Annotated in this window: 16 protein-coding genes; 8 read left to right on the top strand and 8 right to left on the bottom strand. The window is 59.9% G+C overall.

The features are described 5' to 3' along the window. Nucleotides 1-131: 131 nt before the first annotated feature. The 6 genes from BFQ04_RS21750 to BFQ04_RS21775 form a co-directional block, all read right to left on the bottom strand. On the bottom strand, nucleotides 132-1,613 hold the full coding sequence (locus BFQ04_RS21750; RefSeq protein WP_065952551.1) for a mannitol dehydrogenase family protein: 1,482 nt from the start codon (nucleotides 1,611-1,613) through the stop codon (nucleotides 132-134). Nucleotides 1,614-1,631: 18 nt separating this feature from the next. Further along, on the bottom strand, nucleotides 1,632-2,735 hold the full coding sequence (locus BFQ04_RS21755; RefSeq protein ID WP_065952552.1) for an ABC transporter ATP-binding protein: 1,104 nt from the start codon (nucleotides 2,733-2,735) through the stop codon (nucleotides 1,632-1,634). Nucleotides 2,736-2,758: 23 nt separating this feature from the next. Then, nucleotides 2,759-3,589 (bottom strand): carbohydrate ABC transporter permease, encoded by an 831-nt coding sequence (locus BFQ04_RS21760; protein ID WP_065887345.1) that lies wholly within the window; start codon nucleotides 3,587-3,589, stop codon nucleotides 2,759-2,761. A gap of 10 nt (nucleotides 3,590-3,599) precedes the next feature. After that, entirely contained in the window at nucleotides 3,600-4,490 is an 891-nt protein-coding gene (locus tag BFQ04_RS21765) for a carbohydrate ABC transporter permease (protein ID WP_065952553.1), read from the bottom strand. Nucleotides 4,491-4,642: 152 nt separating this feature from the next. Beyond that, nucleotides 4,643-5,965: an ABC transporter substrate-binding protein gene (locus BFQ04_RS21770; protein WP_065952554.1), complete on the bottom strand. Its 1,323-nt coding sequence runs from the start codon at nucleotides 5,963-5,965 to the stop codon at nucleotides 4,643-4,645. Between the two features lie 203 nt (nucleotides 5,966-6,168). Next, entirely contained in the window at nucleotides 6,169-6,417 is a 249-nt protein-coding gene (locus BFQ04_RS21775) for a DUF6124 family protein (RefSeq protein WP_065952555.1), read from the bottom strand. Nucleotides 6,418-6,870: 453 nt separating this feature from the next. On the opposite strand from BFQ04_RS21775, the gene BFQ04_RS21780 reads away from it, so the two are divergent. The 5 genes from BFQ04_RS21780 to BFQ04_RS21795 all read left to right on the top strand — a co-directional run bounded on the left by BFQ04_RS21780 (nucleotide 6,871) and on the right by BFQ04_RS21795 (nucleotide 9,858). Next, a complete protein-coding gene (locus BFQ04_RS21780) occupies nucleotides 6,871-7,251 on the top strand; it encodes a PAAR domain-containing protein (protein WP_065952556.1) in 381 nt (126 codons plus the stop codon). Nucleotides 7,252-7,298: 47 nt separating this feature from the next. Continuing rightward, entirely contained in the window at nucleotides 7,299-7,496 is a 198-nt protein-coding gene (locus BFQ04_RS30115; protein ID WP_256544610.1) for a hypothetical protein, read from the top strand. Then, nucleotides 7,493-8,713, top strand: coding sequence for an S-type pyocin domain-containing protein (locus BFQ04_RS21785; RefSeq protein WP_256544604.1), 1,221 nt, complete (start codon nucleotides 7,493-7,495; stop codon nucleotides 8,711-8,713). The genes BFQ04_RS30115 and BFQ04_RS21785 overlap by 4 nt, the downstream gene beginning before the upstream one ends. Next, nucleotides 8,713-9,189: a DUF6392 family protein gene (locus BFQ04_RS21790; protein WP_065887333.1), complete on the top strand. Its 477-nt coding sequence runs from the start codon at nucleotides 8,713-8,715 to the stop codon at nucleotides 9,187-9,189. Before BFQ04_RS21785 ends, BFQ04_RS21790 begins: the two co-directional genes overlap by 1 nt. 189 nt (nucleotides 9,190-9,378) lie before the next feature. Then, nucleotides 9,379-9,858, top strand: coding sequence for a DUF6392 family protein (locus BFQ04_RS21795; RefSeq protein ID WP_065952723.1), 480 nt, complete (start codon nucleotides 9,379-9,381; stop codon nucleotides 9,856-9,858). 217 nt (nucleotides 9,859-10,075) lie between these two features. Here the strand turns inward: BFQ04_RS21795 and BFQ04_RS21800 are convergent, their stop codons facing one another. Together BFQ04_RS21800 and BFQ04_RS21805 are read right to left on the bottom strand one after the other, a co-directional pair. Beyond that, nucleotides 10,076-10,981 carry an AraC family transcriptional regulator gene (locus BFQ04_RS21800; RefSeq protein ID WP_065952557.1) on the bottom strand — a complete coding sequence of 302 codons (906 nt, stop codon included), beginning with the start codon at nucleotides 10,979-10,981 and terminating at the stop codon, nucleotides 10,076-10,078. A 71-nt stretch (nucleotides 10,982-11,052) separates the two neighbouring features. Continuing rightward, the gene (locus BFQ04_RS21805; RefSeq protein WP_065952558.1) at nucleotides 11,053-12,342 is read right to left on the bottom strand and encodes a glycosyltransferase; all 1,290 of its coding nucleotides are present in this window, start codon (nucleotides 12,340-12,342) and stop codon (nucleotides 11,053-11,055) included. A gap of 159 nt (nucleotides 12,343-12,501) precedes the next feature. Here BFQ04_RS21805 and tpx point away from each other — a divergent pair, with 159 nt between their 5' ends. From tpx to BFQ04_RS21820, 3 genes are all read left to right on the top strand, one after another. Next, on the top strand, nucleotides 12,502-13,002 hold the full coding sequence (tpx, locus tag BFQ04_RS21810) for a thiol peroxidase (protein WP_065952559.1): 501 nt from the start codon (nucleotides 12,502-12,504) through the stop codon (nucleotides 13,000-13,002). Nucleotides 13,003-13,234: 232 nt separating this feature from the next. After that, the gene (locus tag BFQ04_RS21815; RefSeq protein WP_065952560.1) at nucleotides 13,235-14,533 is read left to right on the top strand and encodes an MdtA/MuxA family multidrug efflux RND transporter periplasmic adaptor subunit; all 1,299 of its coding nucleotides are present in this window, start codon (nucleotides 13,235-13,237) and stop codon (nucleotides 14,531-14,533) included. Then, complete coding sequence (locus BFQ04_RS21820; RefSeq protein WP_065952561.1) at nucleotides 14,530-17,622, top strand: MdtB/MuxB family multidrug efflux RND transporter permease subunit; 3,093 nt, start codon at nucleotides 14,530-14,532, stop codon at nucleotides 17,620-17,622. The genes BFQ04_RS21815 and BFQ04_RS21820 overlap by 4 nt, the downstream gene beginning before the upstream one ends. Nucleotides 17,623-17,625: the final 3 nt, after the last annotated feature.

Here is a 17,625-nt window from a genome sequence, read left to right on the forward strand (position 1 = left end):
CTCAGCAGTCTTATTGTTGGAGTTGTCAATGCGGTCAATGTGGGAGGGGGCTTGCCCCCCGATAGCAGTGGGTCAGTGAAAGATTTATTAACTGACACAGCCTCATCGGGGGCAAGCCCCCTCCCACAGTTTCAAGCAGGTCTCTTCAGGAGATGCTCCAGCGTTTCAGTGACGCCGTGATCGCGCAAGCTTGCATAACACCGCTCGAACGCTGCCACAAATGCAGGCGAGTTGGGAATAGCCGTGCCGAAAATCTCTTCAACCCCCAGCAAGCGCTGGCTGATCAACGCGTCATCACTCACCAGCGCTTGGCAGAACGCGGCACGGGGATCGGGAATCGTGTAGGCCACGCCATTTTCGTCGACACCCTTCAAATACAAGGCCCAGGCGGCCACCACCAGCGCCGCGCGCTCGGTCTCGCGCCCATCGGCAATCAAGCGGTTGATGGTCGGCACGGTGAATTTGGGAAACTTCGACGAGCCATCCGAGCACACACGTTCCAGCTGGTCGGCGATTGCCTGGTTGGAGAAGCGGTCCACCAAGGTCTGTTTGTAGTCCGTCAAGTCGATGCCCGGCACTGGCGCCAGGTTCGGCGTGACGTCCAGGTCCATGTAGGCGCGCATGTAGGCGACAAACAGCGGGTCGTTCATGGTTTCGTGGACGAACCGGCAGCCCTTGAGGAACCCCAGGTACGTCAGGGCCAGGTGGCTGCCGTTGAGCAGGCCGATCTTCATTTCCTCGTAAGGCGTTACGTCATCGGTGAACTGCACGCCGACCTTTTCCCAGGCCGGGCGTCCGTTGACGAACTTATCTTCCAGCACCCATTGCACAAAAGGCTCGCACACCACCGGCCAGGCGTCGTCAATGCCGTGTTCATCATGCAACTGCAGGCGGTGGGCGGGGCTGGTCATCGGCGTGATGCGGTCGACCATGGCATTCGGGAAGCTCACAGTGGCCTGGATCCAGTCATGCAGCTCGGCATTGTGCAGCGCGGCAAACGCCAGCAGGGCCTTGCGCGTGACAGCGCCGTTGTGCGGCAGGTTATCGCAGGACATCACCGTGAACGCCGGGGTGCCGGCGGCGCGGCGTTGGGTCAGGGCGGCGCAGAGAAAACCGAACACGGTTTTCGGTGCGCTCGGGTGCGCCAGGTCATGCTGGATCTGTGGCAGGTGGGCCATGAATTCGCCGTTGCTGTCGTCGATGCAGTAGCCGCCTTCGGTGATGGTCAGTGACACGATCCGGATGGCCGGCTCGGCCAGTTTATCGATCAGCGCCCGGGCACCGTCCTCGGCCAGCAGCATGTCGCTGATCGAGCCGATCACGCGCACGTCGGTGTCGTCGGTGTCGCCCAGTTCATACAGGGTGAACAGATAATCCTGGCCCGCCAGGTCGTCGCGGGCCTTGCGGTCTTCGGCCCGCAGGCCCACGCCGCAGATGCTCCAGTCCAGGCCTTCGCCGGTGTTCATCAAGGCATCGGTGTAAAACGCCTGGTGCGCCCGATGGAAACCGCCGACGCCGATATGCGCAATGCCCTGCGATGTGCTGGCGATGGCGTAGGCTGGCCGCTGCACTTCGGGTGCCAACTGGGTGAGGGTGTGTTTATTCAGCTTCATGGCGTAATACTCGCGAAATCAGGCGGCGGCGCGCAGGGGGCGGGTGACGGCCACGCCATCGGTGTCGAACAGATGGCAGTGCGCCGGGTCCAGGTGCAGGTGCAACGTCTCGCCATACTGGCTGGCCATGTCGCCACGGATGCGCATGGTCAGCGGCTCGCCGTTGGCGGTGATGACGTGGCAGAAGGTGTCGCTGCCCAGGCGCTCGCCGACGTCGGCGGTGACGGTCAGGGTGGTCTGGCCCGGCGTGGCGATTTCCAGATGCTCGGGGCGAATACCCAGGGTCACCGCGCTGCCCACGCTCAAGCTGGCGCCGCTGAGCGGCAGGCTGATCAGGGTGCCGGCGTCGAGTTGCACGTCACAGCCCTGGCCGTCGACACGCGTGACTTTGCCCTTGAGGAAACCCATCTTCGGCGTGCCGAGAAAGCCCGCCACGAACAGGTTGGCCGGCTGGTGGTACAGCTCCAGCGGCGAGCCGACCTGTTCGATGCGACCGCTGTTGAGCACCACCACTTTGTCGGCCAGGGTCATGGCTTCGACCTGGTCGTGGGTCACGTAGATCATGGTCGCCTGCAGCTCTTTATGCAGGCGTGCCAGTTCCAGGCGCATCTGCACGCGCAGGGCGGCGTCGAGGTTGGACAGCGGTTCGTCGAACAGGAAGATCTTCGGGTTGCGCACAATCGCCCGGCCAATCGCCACGCGCTGGCGCTGGCCGCCGGAGAGCTGCTTGGGCTTGCGCTCCAGCAGCGGGCCCAACTCCAGGATGCGCGCCGCTTCATTGACCTTGCTCTCGACGATTGTCTTGTCGACGCCGGCCAGGTCCAGGGCGAACGACATGTTCTTGCGCACGCTCATGTGCGGGTACAGGGCGTAGGTCTGGAACACCATCGCCAGGTCACGCTTGGCCGGGGTCACTTCGGTGATGTCGCGGCCATCGAGTTCGAGGGTGCCCTCAGTCACTTCTTCCAGGCCGGCGATCAAGCGCAGCAGGGTGGATTTGCCGCAGCCCGACGGGCCGACGAACACCACGAATTCCTTGTCGTTCACTTCCAGGTCGATGCCCTTGATGATGGAAAAACCTTCGAAGCCTTTTTGCAGATTCTTGATTTTCAGGTTGGCCATGATGGGCCCTCCGCTTGAAATTATTATTTGACCGCGCCAAAGGACAGGCCGCGCACCAACTGCTTCTGGCTGATCCAGCCAAAGATCAGGATGGGCGCGCAGGCCAGGGTCGACACGGCGGACAATTTGGCCCAGAACAAACCTTCAGGGCTGGAATAGGAGGCGATCAGCGCCGTCAGCGGCGCTGCGCTGGAGGACGTCAGGTTCAGTGACCAGAAGGCCTCGTTCCAGCACAGGATCAGCGACAGCAGCACGGTCGACGCCAGGCCGCCCTTGGCGATCGGCAGCAGCACGCGGACCATTTCCTGCCACAGCGTGGCGCCATCCAGGCGGGCGGCTTCGAGGATGTCCTTGGGAATGTCCTTGAAGTAGGTGTACACCATCCACACCACGATCGGCAGGTTGATCAGGGTGTAGATGATGATCAGCGCAATGCGCGTATCCAGCAGGCCAAAGCTCTTGGCCAGCAGGTAGATCGGCATCAGCACGCCCACCGGCGGCAGCATCTTGGTCGACAGCATCCACAGCAGCGTGCCCTTGGTGCGCTGGGTTTCATAGAACGCCATGGAGTAGGCGGCCGGCACCGAGATCAGCAGGCACAGGGCGGTGGCGCTGAAGGAAATCAGTACCGAGTTCCACGCGTAGGCAAAATAGTTGCTGCGCTCGTTGATGTGCAGGTAGTTCTCCAGCGTCGGCGTGAAGATGAACTGCGGCGGCGTGGCGAACGCGTCGATTTCGGTCTTGAAGCTGGTCAGCACCATCCAGAAGATCGGGAAGAAGATCAGGATCGCGATGGCCCAGGCCAGGGTGCCGAGCAACAGGCTTTGCAGGCGGCGGGATTGTTGAAGCGTCATGGCGCGGCCCTCAAGGCTTGTCAGTCAGGTTTTTGCCGATCATCCGCACCAGGATGATCGCCGCGATATTGGCGATGACCACGGCGATCAAGCCGCCGGCCGAAGCCATGCCCACGTCGAACTGCACCAGCGCCTGGTTGTAGATCAGGTAGGCGAGGTTGGTCGAGGCGTAGCCCGGGCCACCGTTGGTGGTGGTGAAGATTTCGGCGAACACCGAGAGCAGAAAGATCGTCTCGATCATCACCACCACCGCAATCGGACGGGCCAGGTGGGGCAGGGTCAGGTGCCAGAAGATCGCAATGGCGCCGGCCCCGTCCAGGCGTGCGGCTTCCTTTTGTTCCTGGTCCAGGGACTGCATGGCGGTCATCAGCAGCAGGATCGCGAAGGGCAGCCACTGCCACGACACAATGATGATGATCGACAGCAGCGGGTAGTGCGCCAGCCAGTCCACGGGCTCTGCGCCGAAGAACTTCCACACGGCGGCGAGAATCCCCGACACCGGGTGGAAAATCAGGTTCTTCCAGATCAACGCACCGACGGTGGGCATGATGAAGAACGGTGAAATCAACAACACCCGTACCAGGCCGCGGCCAAAGAACTCACTGGCCTCCAGCAGCGCACTGATCAACACGCCGAACACCACGCTGATCAACAGCACGCTGCCCACCAGCAACAGGGTGTTGGTGGCGCCGGGCAAGAAGCCCGAGTCGGTGACGAAATAGGTGAAGTTTTCCAACCCCACGAACTGGTTTTCGCCGGGGTAGAGCAGGTTGTAGCGGATCAACGAAAAGTACAGGGTCATGCCCAGCGGCACGATCATCCACAGCAGCAACAAGGCCACCGAGGGGCTGACAAGGAACCAGCCGGGGTTGGCCAGGCGGTTTTTGGGCGTTGTATTCATGGTGATCAGAACCAGTCAGGTACATGCAAACGCGGTCAGTGTGGGAGGGGGCTTGCCCCCGATAGCGGTGTATCAGTTGATGAATCAGTTGGCTGATCCACTGCTATCGGGGGCAAGCCCCCTCCCACATTTGACTGTGGTGAGGGCTGAGATTACTTGGGGTAACCGGCCCGCTTCATTTCACGCTCGGTGGTGGTCTGCGCGGCGGTCAACGCGGCGTCCACCGTCTGCTGACCGGTCAGCGCACCGGAGAAGAACTTGCCGACCTGGGTACCAATCGCCTGGAACTCGGGAATGGTCACCAACTGGATACCGATGTACGGCACCGGCTTCTCGGTAGGCTTGGTCGGGTCCGCCACTTTCAGCGATTCCAGGGTCACCTTGGCAAACGGTGCGGCCTTCATGTACTCATCGCTGTAGGTGGACTTGCGCGTGCCTGGCGGGACGTTGGCGACGCCGTCGGTCTTGGCGACCAATGCGCCATATTCCTTGGAGGTGGCCCAACTGGTGAACACCTTGGCCGCGTCCTTGGCCTTGGAACTGGTGGGGATCGCCAGGCTCCAGGAGTACAGCCACGAGGTGCCCTTGTCGGTCTTCTCGTGGGGGGCGAAGGTAAAGCCGACGTGTTCGGCCACCTTGCTCTGGGTTTTGTCGGTGACAAACGAGCCGGCCACGCTGGCGTCCACCCAGATCGCGCACTTGCCGCTGTTGAACAGCGCCAGGTTTTCGTTGAAGCCGTTGCTGGAAGCGCCCGGCGGACCGGATTTTTTCATGTTGTCGACGTAGAACGTCAGCGCGTCCTTCCACTCGGGGCCGTTGAATTCAGGTTGCCACTTCTCATCGAACCAGCGCGCACCATAGCCATTGGCCAGAGTGGTGATGAGCGCCATGTTCTCGCCCCAACCGGCTTTGCCGCGCAGGCACAGGCCGTATTGCTCTTTGGTTTTGTCGGTGAGTTTGGCCGCGAATTCGCCGATCTGGCTCCAGGTCGGGTGCTCGGGCATGCTCAGCCCGGCGTCCTTGAACAGGTCGGTGCGGTAATAGGTGATCGAGCTTTCGGCGTAGAACGGCAGGGCGTACAGCGAGCCTTTGACGGACAACCCGTCACGCACCGAAGGGAATACGTCATCCAGGTCGTAGGACGCCGGCAGGTCCTTCATGGGCTCCAACCAACCCTTGGCACCCCAGAGTGCGGCTTCGTACATGCCGATGGTCAATACATCGAACTGCCCGCCCTGGGTGGCGATGTCGGTGGTCAGGCGTTGGCGTAGCACGTTTTCTTCAAGCACCACCCAGTTCAGCTTGATCTCCGGATGCTCGGCCTCGAAGGTTTTCGAGAGCTTCTGCATGCGGATCATGTCGCTGTTATTGACGGTGGCAATGGTCAGGGTTTGCGCGCCAAAGCTGACGGCGCTGAGGGTCATGCATGCAGTCATGCAGGTAGAGGCAAGCAGTACTTTTGCTGTGAACTTCATCGCGCACTCCATTTCCGCGCCCAGGGGCTACGGAAGGACAGTTATTGTTGTTGTGTCTTCCCATCAAGGAGTCAGGAAGAGTGTGCGTTGATTACAGCCTTCAAATGCGCCTGTGACAAATCCTTGGGAGCACTGGGACTGATACTTTTTTGCACTCGGCATGATCGCTCCCACGCTCCGCGTGGGAATGATCAGTGCAGTGCCTAACCCTCGATATCAGCCAGTACACGCTCAGCCAATAACCGAGACACCTCGATCAACTGCGCAATACCCAGCGCGCCCTCACGGCGTGAGCCGTCGAGGTCAAAGGCGAAATCGCAGGTCAGGGCGTGGGCAGAGGCGAGTGATTCGCTGAGGTTGACCATCAGGTCTTGGGTGCAGATGCCGTCTTTTACGGTGAACAGCACGCTGGGTGTTGAATCGAGTGGGGGATTTGGGGTGGGTTTGATCATGGTGAAACTCCGGAGATATTAAAGGAGCTGCCATTGATCGCCGCGACGCGATGGGGGTGGCAGCTGTACGCAGGTTCGCGGACCGACTCTCCAGAACATCGGCATACCCGAAGGTATCCCACGCACAGCCGCCATAGCGCCGCACAGTAGACGACAAAAAAGCGCCAACTAAAAGGACACGATGACGCTTTTGCGTCTGAAGAAATACGGGCCGCGACGCCCGACCGCTGATTGTGTAGCGGTGTACGAAGACTAGAGATTGAGTGTCCTAGGGACAACCTCAACGCCTTGTAAGACGTTTCTGTTTTTCCCAATACCTAGCCGAACGGGCAGTTGTTTGGCTTAGCGCCAGCCAGCAACATCTTTCTTGCGCCAGTTCGGCGCTATTCCCTTTGCATACATCAACGCCATGATCGCGTTTGAGCACCCCTGCACGCTAAAAAAGGACGAAACATGAAAGACACCGATACTGAAATCCAACAATCAACTCGCCCAATCAAAGCCATCTACAACTACGCGACACTCGGCTCAAGAACGCGTATGGGTGGACAAATCATTACTGCAAGCACCAGCCTCGAGATCCATGACTTGCGCATCGCGTGCGTCGGCGACCGAGTGCGCTACCCCGATGGCAAAGAGAGCGAAATTGTCTCGGGAGCAGGTTTCGCAGCCACCTACAAAGGTCTGCCCATCGCCATTGTCGGCAGCGCTACCGACAACGGCGACACCGTGACGGGCAGCCTGCAAAACCTGGCTCAGGTGGTGGAGTACGCGGACGGCGATGGTATTCCTGGCCTTCTAAAGCCTGGATATCACGGGGAGAGTCAGATGTGAGGCGCTACAACATCACCACGGGTTCAACCACCACAGCGGGTGGCAAAGTGACCAGTGGTTGTGAGCGCACCAGTTTCAACGGCGAAATGATCTCAAGGGAGGGTGACCGAGTCGCTTGTCCGACTTGCGGTACTGAAGGCTTCATCGCGCTTATCGGTCCTCATTTGCACGAAGAGTGGAACGGCAAGCAAGCGGCGCTGAGGGGGATCTGTGTATCTGCAAATGCGATCCGCCGCCGGAGTTGATTGCCAATCAGCGCTTCAAATGCCAGGAGTTCGGTCCCCAGCCTCAACGATTCACCACCGTTGGAATGGGGCCGACCGCGTCCGCCGCGACACCTTCCAACGTAGCCGCGCCCGCTGCGCCAAATCGTGCCGCTGATACCTGCGTTTTCGCCAAATCATGCGTTTCGGTACCCGCCGGTTCTACAGCCGCGGGAACCGGCCCGGAAAACGCCAGAAACTTTGGCGCCACGGCCGTCATGGCCTCAACCGGTAAGACGGGCGCCGTCGGCAGGGTAGCAGGCACACTCGGCAGCGACCTCGGTGCCTGGGCTGTACGAGGCTTGGCCGGAGCCAGTTCGGCCCTCAACCTTGTGCTGCTGGCCTTTTGGCCACGGGATATCGGTGATTCAACGCTATACACCCCGGAGCAGTTGGAGGGGATGCGTTCGGCCAGTACGCGGGTGCGTTTCCAGTTTCGCCAGGATGAGTCCGGTGAACTGCGTGTTTACGGCCTACATACCCAACCTGGCAGTAGCGCTGACCGCGTACCCGTTGCGCAAGCCCGGTGGAATGAGGATCACAGCGCGATGGTCGCGGTGCTGGATGGCATCAGCATCACCTGGACGCCGAACCACGGCCCGGTTGTCAGCGTGCCGAGCCCGTATCCCGGTACACCGGAACGCTTGGATAACGTGTTTGTTCATCCAGTTGCGGTGGGGCAAGATTCGGCAATCAGTCACTATCCAGGACGGGATGCAGAAAACATCACCTGGCAGGATACGATCATTTCGTTTCCGGCTGATTCGGGTGTGCCGCCGTTGTATCTGGTGTTTGCCAAGCCGGCGGTCAGGCCATTGGAGGTTGGGCAGGCAGCTAATTTGATGAGTCGTAGCCGTAAGGATGGGCTGGATATTGACCATATTCCTGCGCAAAAGGCGCTGGAACTGGCGTTAAGGCATCGTATGGCGGATTTGACGGATGAGGAGGTTCAGAGCTTTCTTCGTCGTGGCGCCAGCATCGCTATACCAGTCAGAGTGCATCAGAATCACAGTGAGACTTATGGCGGCCGAAATACCAAATACAGACAGAGTAAAGATGCTGAAGACCTTCGAGCAGCGGTGAACAGTAACGTGGATGCGATTAAGAGAGGGCTGCTCGAAGAGGGGTTCGCTGAGTTCGATATCGAGGTCGCCCGTCAACAATTACATGACATCAACCAAGCCCAGGGGTGGTATTGATGGACGCCGTGACAATTGAAAGTTGGATCAAACATCTAGGATGGCTCTATGAGGATTTAATTTCCCACAGAATTATTCCAGGCCTGCCACTCACTGAGCTCTATAGCGGGCGTGATTGGTTATCGCTGAAAAAACCAGCTGACGGCCTGGAGTTAAGTTTCTGGGCGGAGACGAGGAGGTACGAGCGACTCTTTATCACCCTGCGCTCTACTGTTGAAGGTACAACAGAGTACAAGGGTGAGCTTCCCAAGCCTTTTGCGTTACTAGCATCCAAGTCAGAGGTGCGAGCAGCTTTCGGTATGCCCATGGAATCACAAGGCCTGACGAAGCTGCCTTTGGATACCGTATTGGGTGGCTTCGATACTTATTCGCTGGATCAGATTAACTTCCCAAATCTGAAAGTGTCCTTTCAGTACACATCCACAATGCAGATTAAAACGTTGGTTTTTTCGTTAATCAACCGAGGGCACCCTTAGTGCAGCAGAAAAATTTATCTTTAACGTGGAAAAACTTTGAATACTGAAAAAGGGGCACTCATTTATTTAAGCCGAAACAAATGCGTTCCCTTTATGCCTTCATATGCTGGAGCAGGGATTCACCGAATCAGATCTTCAAGACGCTCGCGTTAAAATGCACAAAATAAATGAAACACAGGGGTGGTACTGATGGACGCCGTTCCGATCAGTCGTTTAGTAGGGGGGCTCGGTTTTCCTTATCACAAATTGGTGAGCGAAGGACTCATTCAGGAATTACTGCTCAAGCGGCTATTTGATACGTCTGATAACGAGGAGCTAATTCAAAATCCAGAACCCGGCGTGAAATTATGGTTCTGGGCAGAAACAAAACGGCTGGAGCAAGTAATGATCATCCTGATTCAAACAGTCGGGCAGCCTGTCTATACCGGGCAATTACCTCAGCCGTTCAGGTTAGGTATGGATCAGCGATACGTACGTGAGGTTTTAGGTGTGCCCACTAAATCCAAGCCCTCCGTAAAACTGCCAGGTGGATTGGGTGTGCGGGGCGGAGCGGACATATATTACTTGGACCAAAAGGCACATCCCAACGTGATGGTAACTCTCAGCTATCTGGGAAATCTTAGAGTTAACAATATCAGTTTCTCCTTGATTGATTCCGGACACGATTGATTTCCCACAGGGGCTTGCTATAACTATAGAGCGTCGAATTGCTAACATGATCGCCAGTGGCAATTAGCTGTTCGCTCAAGCAAGCCCCCCATAATTTTCCATGTGGCCAAGAACAGAGATCGCTCTTTCTCAGATACACGATGTCAATAAAAAATACATGTGGTATTGATGGGCCTCGTGACAATTGAGCGTCGGATCAGGCATCTAGTGATGGCGTTCAAGCCAAATTCTGCTCCGTCAACCGCTGCACCGCCAACCGCCGATAGTGGGACGGCGTCATCCCTTTAAGCTGCTGAAAACGCCGATTGAAGTTGGAAATATTGTTGAACCCCGACTCAAAGCACACATCCGTTACAGCCTTGTCGCCATCGGCCAGCAATTCGCAGGACTTGCTGATGCGCAGTCGGTTGACGAATTCAATGAACGTCCGCCCGGTGGCCTGCTTGAATACCCTGGAAAAGTACGTCGGCTTCATCCCCAGATACTCCGCGACTTCCTCCAGCGGCAGCTCGCGGGCATAGTGGGCGAAAATGTAGTCCACCGCGCGGTTGGTGCGGTCGATGCTGTGTTCGTCGGCTTGCTGCGGGGTGGTCACGCCGGACAGCAACTGGTAGTCCTCACAGGCGCTTAACACTTCCAGCAAGATAAAGAAGTGCCCCAGGCGCGCCATGCCGTGGGCGTCTTCGATCTGCTGCATCAGGGTCATGGCCTGGGCGATGGTCTTTTTGCAGCGGAATTGGATGCCGTATTGGGCGCGCTCGAGTAACGGCGCCAGGCTCTTGAGTTCGGCGAATATATGGCTGCCGTGTTCGAACAACTCGTCGGTGAAGTTCACCAGCATGTCGCGCTTGGGCACCACTTCGTCTTCCTCCACCTGGCTGATCCAGTTGTGGGGCAGGTTGGGGCCGGTGAGGAACAGGCTTTCCGGGTAGAAGTTACCGATGTAGTCGCCGATGAACACCTTGCCCGAGCTGGCGACGATCAGGTGCAGCTCGTACTCCTTGTGGAAATGCCAGCGCACCAGCGGGCAGGGGAAGCCGTGCTGGCGATAGATGATGGACAGACCGTTGTGATCGTCCATCAACTCGTAGGAAGGGTCGGTGATGCGCGTTGCTCGGGTCATGTTGCCGTCGCTTTATTGTGGTCGCTGCGTAGGATAATGCCCCGTCGCGCGCGACCTCGCCAGCGGCAGCGCTATAGGCTGCGGTTTTTCGCCTCGATCCACTGGGACATGTACTGGGTACTCTTGTGCGCATGATGGCGCAGCATGCTGCCGGTGAAGTTGTCCCTGCGATGGGCAGCGAGGTGGCGGCGGCATTGCTCCAGGCACTCGACCAGGGCTGGCCCATGCTGAGCCTGGTCATAACGCCGGGCCAGCAGCTGGCGCCCGTGTTCCTGGGCTTGGGTCCAGCGCTCGCGGTCCTGGTAGAGGGCCACGGCAGCGGCGGCCAGGGCCGGGGCGTCGTGGGCTATCATGCCGGGCCAGGGCTGGTCGTCGCCCATGGCCTCGGCGCCGATAGGGGTGGTGACATTAGGCGTGCCGCACAGCATGGCGTCGATCAACTTGCCCTTGATACCCGCACCAAAGCGCAACGGCGCCAGGCAGATGCGCGCGGCGCTCATCACTTGCAGCGCGTCTTCGGCCCAGTTCATTACATGAAAACCCTGGGCCGGGTTGTGCAGGGCAGTGGCCTTGGGCGGCGTATAGGCGCCGTAGATATGCAACTGCGCGCCCGGCAATTGCTGGCGGATCAGCGGCCACAGGCTGTGCTTCATCCATAGCACGGCGTCCCAGTTGGGCGCATGGCGGAAGTTGCCGATGCTGAGAAAGTGCGCACGCTCTTCAAACGGCGCAAACGCGGCCTTGGGCGGCTGCAGCATCAACGGGCACCAGTGGAGCAGGGCGGCCGGCACCTTGAACTGTTCGGTGAGCAGGCGGATTTCCACGTCGGAGATCATCAGGCTGATGTCGCAGCGGTAAATCGCGGCGATTTCGCGTTTGGCCAGGTCGGTGTCGGCCATGCGTTGGTACTCGTCCTCCAGCGCCGGCGCGAACAGGGCACTGAAGTCGTCGCTCTCGGGGTTGGCCTTTACGTGCTCCTTGAAACGCTGGTGGCGGGCGTCGCGCAGGCTTTGCAGGTCGGAGGTCTCCAATACGCGCAGGGCGTCGGGGCAGCATTTTTCGACGCGCCAGCCGAATTGCTCTTCCATCATGAAACGGTCGAACAGCACGATATCCGGGGCCAGTTCGCGAACAAAATCATCGAAGCTGCTGTTATTCAGTTCAATGGCGCATTCCGCGATGCCGAGGGCGGGCAAGTCAGCCTTGTGTTCGCCAATGGTCGCCGGGCTGCTGAAGGTAACGGCCCAACCTTGTGTAAGAAAGCTCTCGAGAATCTGCATCATATGCCCGCCTGCAGCTGAGGAGCGCGGCTCCGGCCAGACGTAACCAATGACCAGGACTTTGGTGGCGGGCTGATTCATTAGCAGCGGTTTCCTTGAGGGACAGGCGAAAAGCGCGCAATTAAACCACAACCCGGTGACATGACAATTTGTGTCTGGCGGTAGGTAGCGTCGGCACTTTGTGGTTAACTTCGGCCTCTCGAATTCGTTTAACCAAAACCCAGCATAAGGATTCCGTTCATGGCTCAAGTCACCCTTAAAGGCAACCCGGTCCAGGTTGAAGGCGAATTGCCGAAAGTCGGCGCCAAAGCTGCAGACTTCACCCTGACCGCCGGCGATCTGTCCAACGCTACCCTGGCCACCTTTGCCGGCAAGCGCAAAGTGCTGAATATCTTCCCAAGCGTTGACACCCCAACCTGCGCCACTTCCGTGCGCAAGTTCAACGCCCAGGCCAACGACGTGGAAAACACCGTGGTGTTGTGCATCTCCACCGACCTGCCATTCGCTCAGGCGCGTTTCTGCGGCTCCGAAGGCCTGGAAAACGTGAAGAACCTGTCGGATTTCCGCGACTCGGATTTCGCCGTTGATTACGGTGTGTCGATTGCCGACGGCCCGCTCAAGGGCCTGACCGCTCGCGCTGTGGTGGTGCTGGACGAAAACGACAACGTGCTGCACAGCGAACTGGTCAAGGAAATCGCTGAAGAGCCAAACTACGAAGCGGCCCTGGCTGTTTTGAAGTAACTGTTTCTGCGCATGACTGTCGTGAGGCAGTAACACGTATGATGCACGATTGCGGCCTGGCCTAGTCCAGGCCGTTTTTATTTGGGTGTCAGCAGCTTAGCGAAACAGCCCGCAGACCAGGACCCGAATTTTAAAAGTTGTAAGCTCAAGGTAAATAGCCGGTAAAGGCGCTTTTCTAAATGCGCTCCAGTGCTTATCTTTCAGCCTCCCAAAGAAGAAGCTCTCGCGCCCAATGGTTGATCACTCCATGCAATCCTCCCCCCGCAACTCCCGCCGCTGGCTGTTTGGCCTGCTTGTGCTGCTGGTTATCGCCGGCCTGTGCTGGAAATTCTGGCCCGGCGGCGCGGCCCATAAGGACGCCCCGGCCGGGCACACCGGCAAGACCGGCATGGCGCGCCCAGGGTTCGGCGGCTCCACCGGCCCGGTGCCGGTGCGCGTGGCGCCGGCGGTAGTGGGGGAGTTCCCGGTGTACTACAAGGCCTTGGGCACGGTGACCGCGCTCAACACGATCAACGTGCGCAGCCGGGTGGGCGGTGAGCTGGTGAAGATCGCCTTTGAAGAGGGGCAAATGGTCAAGGCGGGCGACTTGCTCGCCGAGATCGACCCGCGCAGCTACCAGAATGCCTTGCTCCAGGCCCAGGGTACGTTGCTGCAGAACCAGGCGCAGTTGAAAAACGCCCAGGTCGATGTCGAGCGGTATCGCGGCCTGTACGCCCAGGACAGCATCGCCAAGCAGACCCTGGACACCGCCGAAGCGCTGGTCCTGCAATACCAGGGCACGGTCAAGACCAACCAGGGTGCGGTCGACGATGCCAAGCTCAACCTTGAATTCACCAAAATCCGTGCGCCGATTGCCGGTCGCATCGGTTTGCGTCAGCTCGACGTCGGCAACCTGGTGGCCGCCAACGACACCACCGCCCTGGCGGTGATCACCCAGACCCAACCGATCAGCGTGGCCTTCACCCTGCCGGAAAACACCCTGGACACCGTCCTCACCCGTTATCACGCCGGCAACAAGCTGCCGGTGGAAGCCTGGGACCGTGGCGACACGAAAAAGCAGGCGGTGGGCGTGCTGCAGAGCCTGGACAACCAGATCGACGTGACCACCGGCACTCTCAAATTCAAGGCGCGCTTCGATAACAAGGATCAGGCGCTGTTTCCCAATCAGTTCGTCAATGTGCACTTGCTCGCCGATACCTTGCACAACGTAGTGCTGGCACCCTCCGCCGCGATCCAGTTCGGTAACAACGGCACCTTTGTCTACAAGCTCGACGGCGACAAGAAGGTCAAGGTCCAGCCGCTGGTGGTGGGCGATAGCGATGGCGACAACACCGTGATCAAGCAAGGCCTGGCGGCGGGTGATCGGGTGGTCATGGAAGGCACTGACCGTCTCAAGGACGGCAGTGAAATCGAAGTGGTCAATGACAGCAGCGAAGTGCCGACCACGCCGACCGAACACCTGCAAGGCAAGCCCGCGGCGAAAGGGGAGACCGGCACTGACGCCGGCAAGGCGCAAAAGGTCGGCGCATGAACCTGTCGCGCCTGTTTATCCTGCGCCCGGTCGCCACCACGCTGAGCATGCTCGCCATCGTGCTGGCCGGCCTGATCGCTTATCGCCTGTTGCCGGTTTCGGCCTTGCCCCAGGTGGATTACCCGACCATTCGGGTGATGACGCTGTACCCCGGTGCCAGCCCCGACGTGATGACCAGCGCGGTCACCGCGCCGCTGGAGCGCCAGTTCGGGCAGATGCCCGGCCTGACCCAGATGGCCTCCACCAGCTCGGGCGGTGCCTCGGTGCTGACCCTGCGCTTCAACCTCGACATCAATATGGATGTCGCCGAGCAGCAGGTGCAGGCCGCGATCAACGCCGCCACCAACCTGTTGCCCAAGGATTTGCCGGCACCGCCGGTGTACAACAAGGTCAACCCGGCGGACACCCCGGTGCTGACCCTGGCGATTACTTCCAAGACCATGCTGCTGCCCAAGCTCAATGACCTGGTCGATACGCGCATGGCGCAGAAGATCGCGCAGATCAGCGGCGTCGGCATGGTCAGCATCGCCGGTGGCCAGCGCCAGGCGGTGCGCATCAAGGTCAACCCCGAGGCCCTGGCGGCCAACGGCTTGAACCTGTCGGATGTGCGCACCTTGATCGCCGCGTCCAACGTCAACCAGCCCAAGGGCAACTTCGACGGGCCCACGCGGGTGTCGATGCTCGATGCCAACGACCAGTTGGTATCCCCCGAGCAATATGCCGAACTGATCCTGGCCTACAACAACGGTGCACCATTGCGCCTCAAGGACGTGGCGCAGATTGTCGACGGCGCTGAAAACGAGCGCCTTGCCGCCTGGGCCAACGAAAACCAGGCCGTGCTGCTCAATATCCAGCGTCAGCCGGGCGCCAACGTGATCGAGGTGGTGGACCGTATCAAGGCCCTGCTGCCGAGCATCACCGACAACCTGCCGGCGGGCCTGGACGTGACGGTGCTCACCGATCGCACCCAGACGATCCGCGCGTCGGTCAAGGACGTGCAACACGAATTGCTGATCGCTATTGCGCTGGTGGTGATGGTGACGTTCCTGTTCCTGCGCCGGGTCAGCGCCACGATCATTCCGTCCATCGCCGTACCGCTGTCGCTGGTCGGCACCTTTGGCGTGATGTACCTGGCGGGGTTCTCGGTCAACAACCTGACGTTGATGGCCCTGACCATTGCCACCGGCTTTGTGGTGGACGACGCCATCGTGATGCTGGAGAACATCTCCCGCTATATCGAGGAAGGCGAGACGCCCATGGCCGCCGCGCTCAAGGGCGCCAAACAGATCGGTTTCACCCTGATTTCCCTGACCCTGTCGCTGATCGCCGTGCTGATCCCGCTGCTGTTCATGGCCGATGTGGTCGGGCGCCTGTTTCGCGAATTTGCCATTACCCTGGCGGTGGCGATCCTGATTTCCCTGGTGGTGTCCCTCACGCTCACGCCGATGATGTGCGCGCGCTTGCTCAAGCGTGAGCCGAAGGAAGAAGAACAGGGGCGTTTCTACAAGGCCAGCGGCGCCTGGATCGATTGGCTGATCGACGCCTACGGGCGCAAGCTGCAATGGGTGCTTAGGCACCAGCCGCTGACCCTGCTGGTGGCCATCGCCACCCTGGGCCTCACGGTGGTGCTGTACCTGGTGGTGCCCAAGGGCTTTTTCCCGGTGCAGGATACCGGGGTGATCCAGGGGATTTCCGAGGCGCCGCAGTCGATTTCATTTGCCGCCATGAGCCAGCGCCAGCAGGCGCTGGCGAAGATTATCCTGGCCGATCCGGCGGTGGAAAGCCTCTCGTCCTATATTGGCGTGGACGGTGATAACGCCACCCTCAACAGCGGTCGCTTGCTGATCAACCTCAAGGCCCACGGCCTGCGCGACTTGAGCGCGGTGCAGGTGATCGCTCGCCTGCAACCGCAAATCGACAAGCTGGTAGGCATCCGCCTGTTCATGCAGCCGGTGCAGGACCTGACCATCGAAGACCGCGTCAGCCGTACCCAGTATCAATTCAGCATGTCCTCACCGGACGCCGAGTTGCTCGCGCTGTGGAGCGACAAGCTGGTGCACGCTCTCGGCCAGTTGCCGGAACTCACCGACGTGGCCAGCGACCTGCAGGACAAAGGCCTGCAGGTGTACCTGGTGATCGACCGCGACGCCGCCTCGCGCCTGGGCGTCAGCGTGTCGACCATCACCGACGCGCTGTACGATGCCTTCGGCCAGCGGCAGATTTCCACCATCTACACCCAGGCCAGCCAGTACCGCGTGGTCTTGCAGGCCCAGTCCGGCGAAACCCTCGGCCCGGCCGCGCTCAACCAGATCCATGTGAAGACCACCGATGGCGGCCAGGTACGGCTGTCGAGCCTGGCCCATGTGGAGCAGCGTCAGGCACAGTTGGCGATTGCCCATATCGGCCAGTTCCCGGCGGTGATGATGTCGTTCAACCTGGCTCCCGGGGTGGCGCTGGGCAAGGGCGTAGAGCTGATCAACCAGACCCAGAAGGACATCGGCATGCCGGTCGGCGTGCAGACCCAGTTCCAGGGCGCGGCCCAGGCGTTCGAGGCCTCCCTGTCGAGCACCTTGCTGCTGATCCTGGCGGCGGTGGTCACCATGTACATCGTGCTCGGCGTGCTTTACGAGAGTTATATCCACCCGATCACCATTCTCTCGACCTTGCCGTCGGCGGCGGTGGGCGCCTTGCTGGCCTTGCTGCTCAGCGGCAATGACCTGGGCATGATCGCGATCATCGGCATCATCCTGCTGATCGGCATCGTCAAGAAGAACGCGATCATGATGATCGACTTCGCCCTCGACGCCGAGCGCAACCAGGGCCTGGACCCGCAGACCGCCATCTACCAGGCGGCGCTGCTGCGCTTCCGGCCCATCCTGATGACCACCCTGGCGGCCTTGTTCGGGGCGGTACCGTTGATGCTGGCCAGCGGCTCCGGTGCGGAATTGCGCCAGCCCCTGGGCCTGGTGATGGTCGGCGGGCTGCTGGTGAGCCAGGTGTTGACGCTGTTCACCACGCCGGTGATCTACCTGTATTTCGACAGGTTGGGACGCCGCTGGCGGAAGTCTGGCGTCGAGGAAGTCGCGTAATGG

Source organism: Pseudomonas sp. 37 R 15 (assembly GCF_900004865.1).
Taxonomy (GTDB): Bacteria; Pseudomonadota; Gammaproteobacteria; order Pseudomonadales; family Pseudomonadaceae; genus Aquipseudomonas; species Aquipseudomonas fluorescens_AM.